The organism is Kitasatospora sp. NPDC058063 (assembly GCF_042885395.1).
GTDB classification, from domain to species: domain Bacteria; phylum Actinomycetota; class Actinomycetes; order Streptomycetales; family Streptomycetaceae; genus Kitasatospora; species Kitasatospora lactacystinica.
Map to the genome: position 1 here is coordinate 1 of NZ_JBHVSD010000059.1, position 8,519 is coordinate 8,519.

Here is an 8,519-nt window from a genome sequence, read left to right on the forward strand (position 1 = left end):
GCGGGGCTGCCGGCGGACTTCGCGGAGCTGTTCTCGGTGATCCTGGACGGCCGCAACGCCTCGCTGGGCGACGGTGTGCGGCGGGCGCTGGGGCGTGAGCCGCGGGACTTCACCGACTACGCCCGCGAGGCCGCCGCCTCCGGCGTGTGGAACGCGTGACCATCCGGAAGGGCAACACCTGCCGTCCGTACGGCAGTTCAGTAGATCGTCGGTGCCGGGCGGCACCGACCCCCTGACCAGCACCCGGCCGCGGCCGGGAGCGGTGAGGAGGCCGGCGGCCCGGACACCGGGAGAGTCCCCGCACCGGGCGGGGACCGGGGAGACCGAAGGAATACCCATGCGCTCGAACCAGACCGCGACCCCTGCTTCCTACACCGCCGCACAGTCCTTCACCGGCCTCGCGCCGGGCGGCACGGCCCCGGCCGTGCCCGGCACCCGGAGCAAGGCCGCCGGCCCGCTCCTGGTGGGCGCCACCATCGCGATGGGCCTGATGGCCGGACTGTTCTTCGCCTTCGACGTCTCGGTGATGCCGGGCCTCGCGGAGGGTGACGACGGTACCTACGTGACGGCGATGCAGCACATCAACAAGTCGATCGACGGGAACGGGCTGTTCGGCCTGGTCTTCATCGGCGCCTTCCTCGCCACCGGCATCGCCGCCTGGCTCCAGCACAAGGCCGGCCGGCGGCAGGCGGCGCTCTGGGCGGCGGCCGCGACGCTGCTGTACGTGGTGGCGCTGATCGTCACCATGGGCGTCAACATCCCGCTCAACAACGAGCTGGCGGCGGCCGGCGACGCGGCGCAGATCCACGACCTCGCCGCCGTGCGGGCCAAGTTCGCGGACACCTGGGTCCCGGTCAACATGCTCCGCACCGCGCTCTGCGCCGGCGGCCTGCTCGCCCTGACCCGCTCCCTGGTGCTGCACGGCCGCGCCGGGCGCTGAACGCCGGCCCCGCACAGGGCCCCCGACAGCCCCCGGCGGCCCCCGACGGATCCCGTCGGGGGCCTTCGGCCTGCCGGCGGCGGGCACCTGTCGCCCGGCAGCCGCCACCCGGCGCCCGACTGGCCGATTCCGTTCGCTCGCGACCGACGAAGGGTCGCGGCGGACGGGCCCGCGGGCGCAGACTGGCCGGTGCACGGGAGTTCCGACCGCAGGGGGCAGGCATGTCCGTACCACCCGTCAGGCGCAGGGCAGTTGGCAGGCTCCGGACCGCGATCGGCGCACTGGTCGTCGCCCTGGCGGCGGGAGCGGCGGTCGCCCTGCCGGCCGCCGAGGCGCAGGCGGCCGGCGCCAAGGGCGGCAAGGTGGTCTACCTGACCTTCGACGACGGCCCCAGCCCCGCCTACACGTCCAAGGTCCTGGCGACGCTCGGCCGGTACGGGGTGCGCGCGACCTTCTTCGAGATCGGGCAGAACGTCTCCGCCCACCCCGCGGTGACCGCGCAGGTCGCCAAGCAGGGCCACAGCGTGCAGAACCACTCCTGGTCCCACCCGGACCTGAGCAGGCTCTCCGCGGCCGCGCTCAACGCGCAGGTGGCCGACACCGACAAGGTCATCCGCGCGCAGACCGGCCGTACCCCGAGCTGCCTGCGCCCGCCGTACGGTGCCGTCAACGGCACGGTGCGCTCGAAGGCCGCGGCACTCGGCAAGCAGATCGTGCTCTGGTCGGTGGACCCGGCGGACTGGTCCCGCCCCGGCGCGGCCGCGATCAGGTCGCGGGTGTTGAACAACGTCCGTCCCGGTTCGGTGATCCTGCTGCACGACGGCGGCGGCGACCGCAGCCAGACGGTGGCCGCGCTGCCGGGGATCATCTCCACGCTCAAGGCGCGCGGGTACGGCTTCGCCACCCTCTGCGGCTGAGTCCGGTCAGCGGCAGAGGGTGGCGGCGGCGGGCGGCGCGGCCGGGCCCGCCCGTCGAGCGGGTCCGGGCCCGGTCAGCTCTGCCCGTTGAGGACGAGCGCCCAGGCGAGGCAGGCCAGGGCGCCGGTCGACAGCAGGGCGCGCAGCACGTTGAAGCGCACCCAGCGCGCCTCGAAGCGGCTGCGCACCGCGGCCGGGTCGGCGATCCGCTGGGCCGACCCGGCGGCTTCGAGCTCGTCGTTCAGCGGGATGTTGACCGAGCGGGTGACCCCGATCATCGCGACGTACAGCACCAGCGCGGCGATGGTCGCGGGCAGGACGTCGTGCCCGTCCGAGGGCAGGTGCAGGGCGACCGCCGCCGCGGTGGCGAGCAGGGCGCCGACGAAGCCGAGGACGAACCAGCCGTTCAGGATCGCCTTGTTGACGCGCTGCATCACCTCGATGAAGGTGCGGTCGTCGACCCGCGCGAGTGCCGGCATGACCGAGCACGAGTAGCCGTAGAACAGTCCCGCGGTCAGTCCACAGGTGACCGTGGCCGCCACCAGGACGAGTGTGCGTGCCGTTTCCATCGTCGTGAGCCCCTCACTTCTCGCAGCCGGTGTCGCCGTACCGCGGTCGCCGTGTTTCGGTCCGTACCCCCGTGCGCAGATCATCCGGCATTCGGGCGGTGCGAGCCACCTCGATCACTCAAGAGTCTCTCAAATGACGAAGCGTCAAATGATGTCCTGCCGTCTACACTTGGCGTCATGGACACTCTGACGGGACTCCTCGACGGCCCCAAGGCCCGTGGCGCGTTCCTGCTGCGCTCCATCCTCACCCCGCCGTGGTCGCTGCGGATCGAGGACCGGGCCCCGCTCTCGGTGGTGACGATGGTCCGCGGCGACGCCTGGATCCTGCCCGAGCGCGGCACCCCGCTGCTGCTGCACCCCGGCGACGTGGCGATCGTGCGCGGCCCCGAGCCGTACACCGTGGCGGACGACCCCGACACCCCGGTGGACGTGATCGTCGGCCCGGGCCAGGTCTGCACCAAGGGCGGGGTGGACGTCTCCGAGGTGATGTCGCTCGGCGTCCGGACCTGGGGCCAGGGCCGGGAGGGCGACCGGGCCTCCTCGGTGGTGCTGTCCGGCACCTACCAGGCCGAGCACGAGATCGGCCAGCGGCTGCTCGGCTGCCTGCCCGCACTGCTGGTCCGCCCGGCCGGCACCGGCGCCGACGACACCCTGGTGCACCTGCTGGCCGCCGAGATAGGGCGCAACGAGCCCGGCCAGGAGCTCGTCCTGGACCGCATCCTGGACCTCCTGGTGGTCTCCGTGCTGCGCTCCTGGCTGGCCGCCCCCGACTCCGGCGCCCCCGCCTGGTACCGCGCCCAGCACGACCAGGTGGTCGGCCCGGTACTGCGGATGATGCACGACGACCCGGCCACCGCCTGGACGGTCGCCGAACTGGCCCAGCGGGTCGGGGTCTCCCGGGCCGGCCTGGCCCGCCGCTTCACCGCCCTGGTCGGGGAGCCCCCGATGGCGTACCTGGCGGGCTGGCGCCTGGCGGTCGCCGCCGACCTGCTGCGCGAGCCCGAGTGCACCGTCGCCTTCGCGGCCCGCAAGGTCGGTTACAGCAATGCCTTCGCCCTCTCGGCGGCCTTCAAGCGGGTGCGCGGCGTCAGCCCGCAGGAGCACCGCCGGACGGCCGCCACGGGCACCCCGTCGCAGCAGGCGGGCTTCTCGGGGCCGGCGGAGACGGTGATCCTGGCGGGCTGAGCAGAGTATCGCCATTTGCCTAATCCATTTAGGCAATCCCATACTGTCCGTAGACAGCCGACGCGACCGTACGGGAGAACGCACATGGCAAGGGCAGGGCTGACCGTCGAACGCCTGGTCGTCGCGGGCGCCGAGCTCGCCGACCAGGTCGGCTTCGACCAGGTGACCGTCGCCGCGGTCGCCCGCGGCTTCGGCGTCCAGACGGCCAGCCTCTACTCCCACGTCAAGAGCTCCCACGACCTCAAGACCCGGATCGCCCTGTACGCCCTGGAGGAACTCGCCGACCTCGTCGCCGACGCCCTCGCCGGACGGGCGGGCCGCGACGCCCTCGCCGCCTTCGCGGACGCCTACCGCGACTACGCGGCCCGCCACCCCGGCCGCTACGACGCCACCCGGCTGCGCCTGGACGCCGCAACGGCCGCCGCCAGCGCGGGCGTCCGGCACGCCCAGATGACCAGGGCGATCCTGCGCGGCTACGACCTGGGCGAGCCCGAGCAGACCCACGCGGTGCGCATGCTCGGCAGCGTCTTCCACGGCTACATCAGCCTGGAGGCGGCCGGCGGGTTCAGCCACACCGCCGTCGACCCGCAACAGTCCTGGGACTGGATCATCGACTCCCTCGACGCCCTGCTGCGCGCCGGCGGAGCCCGTACGGCCGGTTGATCCACCTCCTCCGCACGCCCCGACGAACCGAAGAGCAGCACCATGACGACGATCACCACCCCCGTCACCGAGGCCCTCCTCCACGGCCACCTCGACCTCGAACACACCGCCCGCGGCCTGCTGCCGCACCGCCTGCCCGCCGCCGCCCGCCGGCGGATCCCCGACGAACAGCTCGCGATGGCCGAGTCCCAGCCCTCCGGCGTCCGGCTCGCCTTCCGCACCCGCGCCACCACCGTCACGCTGCACGCCGTCCCCACCAAGCGCGCCTACCCGGGCGTCCCGAACGTCCCGGACGGCGTCCACGACCTCCTGGTGGACGGCAAGCTCACCGCGCAGAGCACCGTCCCCGGCGGCAACCTGCGGACCGTCGACCTCGCCACCGGCCGCGTCGAACTGACCGAAGGACCGTCCGGCAGCGCCCGGTTCACCGGCCTGCCGGAACGCGACAAGACCGTCGAGCTCTGGCTCCCGCACACCGAGACCACCGAACTGATCGCCCTCGACACCGACGCCCCGATCGAGCCGATCCCGACCGGCACCCGCAAGCACTGGCTGCACCACGGCAGTTCGATCAGCCACGGCTCCAACGCCGCCCACCCCACCGGTACTTGGCCCGCCCTGGTGGCCAACGGCGCCGGCCTGGACCTGACCAACCTCGGCTTCGGCGGCGGCGCCCTGCTCGACCCCTTCACCGCGCGCGCCATCCGCGACACCCCCGCGGACCTGATCAGCCTCAAGCTCGGCATCAACCTGGTGAACACCGACCTGATGCGGCTGCGCGCCTTCACCCCGGCCGTCCACGGCTTCCTGGACACCGTCCGGGACGGCCACCCGACCACACCGCTGCTGGTCGTCTCCCCGCTGCTCTGCCCGCTCCACGAAACCGTGCCGGGCCCGCTCGCCCCCGACTTCAGCAGCGGCACCCTGCGCTTCCGCGCCACCGGCGACCCCGCCGAGGTGGCCGCCGGCCGGCTCACCCTCACCGTCATCCGCGCCGAACTGGCCCGCATCGTCGCCGAACGCCGGGCCGACGGCGACCAGCACCTGCACCACCTGGACGGCCTGGCCCTCTACGGCGAGCCCGACCACGACGCCCACCCGCTCCCCGACGGCCTCCACCCCTCCCCGGAGGCCCACCGCCTCATCGCGGAGCGCTTCGCCGAGCTCGCCCTCGCCCCCGGAGGCGCCCTGGCACCGTGACCCGCCGCGGTCGCCTCCCGCCAGGGCGGCCTTCCGCTTCGGGGCCGGGGCCGATCGTACGAGCGGTCAGCTCCCTGTGCTGTACTACGTGCTCCTCCGTACACCACGGACGCCGCACACCACGGACACCGCACACCACTTCCGGAGTCAGCTCTCGATGAGCACCACCTGCCCGACCTGCGCCGCGGCGGACGAAACGGCCGTCGTGCGCGAAGCCCTCCTCGACTCCGACCGGCTGCTCGACCCGCCCACGCGGGACCTGCTGGCGATGCCACCCGAGCCCGGAGGCACCGCCGGGGCCGCGATCACCCTCTTCATCCTGGCCGGACTCGTCGGCCTGCTCGGACTGCGGCCGCTGCTCTCCGGCGACGACGCCGGCGAAGTCGACGACGCCGCGTACCAACTCGGCTACCACTACGGTGCGTTCGTCCTCGCCGCGATCCTGCTGGGCATCGGACTCGCCGTCCACTTCGGCCACCGCCGCCGGAGCGGCACGGCGGACCAGTGGCCGCGGACCTACCAGCAGTGGCAGCAGCTCCACCGGGTGTGGCGGGCGACCTGGCTGTGCCGACGCTGCCGCGTCGTGTTCCTCCCCGCCGCGTCGCTCGGCCCCGACTCCGCCGGCTCGTCCGCGGTACCCGCGGAGCGCTTCCCGCAGTGGTCGGTGGCCGTCGCACGCCAGGACGACCGCCCCGGAGCCCCGACCACGCCGGCCTGACCGTCCACCCGGCGGCCGTCCACCCGGAGACCGGCTCCGCGAAGGCCGCCCGGCCCGGCCCGGCGGCACGGCCGTCTCATGCGGCGGCCGCCAGGGACGGCGGGAGCGCCAGCGCGGTGACCACCGTGCCGCGGTGCACGCCCCAAGTGCCGGTGCGGACGGCCGGGTGGTGTGGGTGCCGGGCCGCGAACGTGCCGTCGGCGCGCACGGTGACGGCGATGGCCGCGAGCGGGGCCCAGGTGCCGGTCAGCGGATGGACGGCCTTGTAGGCGGACTCCTTGGCGCTGAACAGGACCGTGTCCCACGGGGCTTGGCCCTCGGGCAGCACGGCCAGGGCGCTGCGCTCGGCCTCGCTGCTGACCAGTTGGAGCACACCCCGCGGGAGCGGCCGCGCGGGCTCGGCGTCGATCCCGAGCGAGGCCAGCTGCCCGGTGCCGGCGACGGCGCAGGCCGTGTAACCGTCCGTGTGGGTGATGCTGCCCGTGACCCCCGCCGGCCACCGGGGCGCCCCGCCGGGCCCGGGCAGCAGCGGCACCGGCGGATGCCCGAGAGCGCCGAGCACCTGGCGGGCGAGCGTCCGGGCAGTGGCGAACTGCCGTTGGCGGCGCGGCGAACGGTCCCGGATGTACGCCGCCTCCGGCGGCAGCAGCCGGCCCTCGGACGGGACGCCGAAGGCCTCGGCACAGTGGACGTGGGGCGGGAGCAGCGCGGCCAGCACGCCGGCCGGGGCGGTGGTGGTCACGGTCGTCAGCGGCCGGCCGCGACCAGCAGGTGGACGTGGTGCGCGATGTGTTGAGGGGTCTCCAGCGGCACCATGTGACCGGTGCCGGGAATCCGGTGCAGCTCGGCGTGCGGCAGCGCCGACGTGAGCTCCCGGCTGAACTCGGGCTTCACGATCTTGTCCTCGGTGCCGGTGATGACCGCGGTCGGCGCGGTGATCCCGGCCAGACCCGCGCGCTGGTCCATCTCCTGCGTCGACGCGAAGCACGCGGCCCGGGTCGCCGGCGACGTGGCGGCGAACAACCTGCGGTTGGCCTCCCGCGCCGACAGCGAAGCAGCCGGCCCGTGCGTCCCACCGAGCAGCCGACGGCCCAGCCACGGCGTCCGCAGTGCCCGGCTGAACAGCTTCGACCCCATCATCCTGACCTCGCTCGCCGGCGTGATCTGCCCGTGCGAGGCCGTCGACACGAGCACAAGACCCGCCAGCCGCGCGGCACTTGCCCCGCCCTTCCCGGCCGGCAGCCCCGCCGCCCAGGCCAGCGCCGCGTACCCGCCGCCCGAGTGCCCCACCACCACGACCGGCCGCTCCGGCGTGGTGAGCGTCCCGACGACGGTGTCCAGGTCCCGCGCCAACCGCTCGATGCCGATCGGCTCCCGCCCGGACGTCGACGAGGCGTGACCGCGCTGGTCGTACGTGGCCACCGTGTGCCCGGCCGCCGCGAGCTGCTGCGCGGTGGCGTGCCAGACGGTCCGGGAGGCGGCCCAGCCGTGGACCAGCAGCACCAGCGGCCGGCCCGGATCGGGCTCGCCCGGCTGGTGGACCGTGATGGCGAGGTGCGCGTGGTCGTCGGTCGTCGCGGTGTGGTCGGTGGTGGTGACGGCGTGCCGGGCGGGGAGCACGGGGATTTCGGTGACGGTCACTGGGGCCTCCTTCTCCGGTGGGGTTCCTACTTCTGGTTGTCGAGGTGGCGGCGGAGGTTGCTGAGGGCGTGCTGGGTGGCGGTGGTGTGCTTGGTCGTGAGGTTCGTGAGCTTGTGGAAGAACTTGGCCAGGCCGTGCGGGTCGGTGGCGAAGGTGATCGTCAGCAGCGTCCGGGCGCCGTTGTCCTGGGGCGTGAGCCGGTAGGTCGTCGTGCCCTGGAAGTGGCCGGTGTGGGACTGCGTGAGCTCGGCGTCCGGGACGACCTGCGTGGTGGTCGAGGTGAACCGCAGCTTGGGACCGGGCTTTCCGACACCCGCCGGGTGGACGGTGGTCGTGGTGGTGCCGCCGGTCTGCTGTGGGCCGGTGGACCCCGGCCGGTGGGTGTTGTGCGGGTGCCACCACGTCGTCCTGCCGTTGAGCTCGTCGACGAGGGCGTTCCAGACGGTGTGGGCGGGGTGGTTGAGGACGGTCCGGTCGGTGTGGTGAATGGCGCGCACGGGAAATCGGTCCTTTCGCTCGACGGCGGGTGCGGCAGAGGAACCCGGTGAATCGCCGAATTCCCTTTTCCATTGCGGTGAGTGGAGTGTTTTTGGGTTAGGGGAAGATGTTGTGGCCGGGGGTGAGGGTGTGGGTGGGGTCGTAGGTGTTTTTGGCGTTGGTGAGGGTGGTCCAGTGGGGGCCGTAGT

11 protein-coding genes and 1 pseudogene are annotated in these 8,519 nt (G+C 73.6%); 7 read left to right on the forward strand and 5 right to left on the reverse strand.

Annotated features, from left to right (window positions below; translation table 11 throughout):
* From ACFVUY_RS42970 to ACFVUY_RS42980, 3 genes and pseudogenes are all read left to right on the forward strand, one after another.
* A pseudogene (locus ACFVUY_RS42970) lies at positions 1–159 on the forward strand (NmrA family transcriptional regulator); the annotation flags it as partial.
* Positions 160–337: 178 nt separating this feature from the next.
* The gene (locus ACFVUY_RS42975) at positions 338–940 is read left to right on the forward strand and encodes an anthrone oxygenase family protein (RefSeq protein WP_359914103.1); all 603 of its coding nucleotides are present in this window, start codon (positions 338–340) and stop codon (positions 938–940) included.
* A 221-nt stretch (positions 941–1,161) separates the two neighbouring features.
* Positions 1,162–1,857, forward strand: a complete 696-nt coding sequence (locus ACFVUY_RS42980; RefSeq protein ID WP_387737331.1) for a polysaccharide deacetylase family protein — start codon at positions 1,162–1,164, stop codon at positions 1,855–1,857.
* A gap of 74 nt (positions 1,858–1,931) precedes the next feature.
* Here ACFVUY_RS42980 and ACFVUY_RS42985 read toward each other — a convergent pair whose 3' ends face one another.
* Positions 1,932–2,426 carry a DUF1772 domain-containing protein gene (locus tag ACFVUY_RS42985; RefSeq protein ID WP_380359050.1) on the reverse strand — a complete coding sequence of 165 codons (495 nt, stop codon included), beginning with the start codon at positions 2,424–2,426 and terminating at the stop codon, positions 1,932–1,934.
* Between the two features lie 177 nt (positions 2,427–2,603).
* On the opposite strand from ACFVUY_RS42985, the gene ACFVUY_RS42990 reads away from it, so the two are divergent.
* From ACFVUY_RS42990 to ACFVUY_RS43005, 4 genes are all read left to right on the forward strand, one after another.
* Entirely contained in the window at positions 2,604–3,611 is a 1,008-nt protein-coding gene (locus tag ACFVUY_RS42990; RefSeq protein WP_387687813.1) for an AraC family transcriptional regulator, read from the forward strand.
* Positions 3,612–3,695: 84 nt separating this feature from the next.
* Complete coding sequence (locus tag ACFVUY_RS42995) at positions 3,696–4,274, forward strand: TetR/AcrR family transcriptional regulator (RefSeq protein ID WP_387687815.1); 579 nt, start codon at positions 3,696–3,698, stop codon at positions 4,272–4,274.
* A gap of 42 nt (positions 4,275–4,316) precedes the next feature.
* Positions 4,317–5,474: a GDSL-type esterase/lipase family protein gene (locus ACFVUY_RS43000; protein ID WP_387737332.1), complete on the forward strand. Its 1,158-nt coding sequence runs from the start codon at positions 4,317–4,319 to the stop codon at positions 5,472–5,474.
* A gap of 157 nt (positions 5,475–5,631) precedes the next feature.
* Positions 5,632–6,192 (forward strand): hypothetical protein, encoded by a 561-nt coding sequence (locus ACFVUY_RS43005; RefSeq protein WP_387737333.1) that lies wholly within the window; start codon positions 5,632–5,634, stop codon positions 6,190–6,192.
* Positions 6,193–6,268: 76 nt separating this feature from the next.
* Here the strand turns inward: ACFVUY_RS43005 and ACFVUY_RS43010 are convergent, their stop codons facing one another.
* From ACFVUY_RS43010 to ACFVUY_RS43025, 4 genes are all read right to left on the reverse strand, one after another.
* Entirely contained in the window at positions 6,269–6,934 is a 666-nt protein-coding gene (locus ACFVUY_RS43010) for a 4'-phosphopantetheinyl transferase (protein ID WP_387737334.1), read from the reverse strand.
* 5 nt (positions 6,935–6,939) lie between these two features.
* Entirely contained in the window at positions 6,940–7,833 is an 894-nt protein-coding gene (locus ACFVUY_RS43015; RefSeq protein ID WP_387737335.1) for an alpha/beta fold hydrolase, read from the reverse strand.
* 26 nt (positions 7,834–7,859) lie between these two features.
* Positions 7,860–8,330, reverse strand: a complete 471-nt coding sequence (locus tag ACFVUY_RS43020; RefSeq protein WP_387737336.1) for an SRPBCC family protein — start codon at positions 8,328–8,330, stop codon at positions 7,860–7,862.
* 97 nt (positions 8,331–8,427) lie between these two features.
* Positions 8,428–8,519: hypothetical protein (locus ACFVUY_RS43025; protein ID WP_387737337.1), on the reverse strand; the 92-nt coding region annotated here is incomplete at its 5' end.

Bases quoted from the DNA above. Each gene is read 5' to 3' on its own strand.
- ACFVUY_RS42975 (WP_359914103.1), top strand. From the start codon at position 338: ATGCGCTCGAACCAGACCGCGACCCCTGCTTCCTACACCGCCGCACAG.
- ACFVUY_RS42980 (WP_387737331.1), top strand. From the start codon at position 1,162: ATGTCCGTACCACCCGTCAGGCGCAGGGCAGTTGGCAGGCTCCGGACC.
- ACFVUY_RS42985 (WP_380359050.1), bottom strand. From the start codon at position 2,426: ATGGAAACGGCACGCACACTCGTCCTGGTGGCGGCCACGGTCACCTGT.
- ACFVUY_RS42990 (WP_387687813.1), top strand. From the start codon at position 2,604: ATGGACACTCTGACGGGACTCCTCGACGGCCCCAAGGCCCGTGGCGCG.
- ACFVUY_RS42995 (WP_387687815.1), top strand. From the start codon at position 3,696: ATGGCAAGGGCAGGGCTGACCGTCGAACGCCTGGTCGTCGCGGGCGCC.
- ACFVUY_RS43000 (WP_387737332.1), top strand. From the start codon at position 4,317: ATGACGACGATCACCACCCCCGTCACCGAGGCCCTCCTCCACGGCCAC.
- ACFVUY_RS43005 (WP_387737333.1), top strand. From the start codon at position 5,632: ATGAGCACCACCTGCCCGACCTGCGCCGCGGCGGACGAAACGGCCGTC.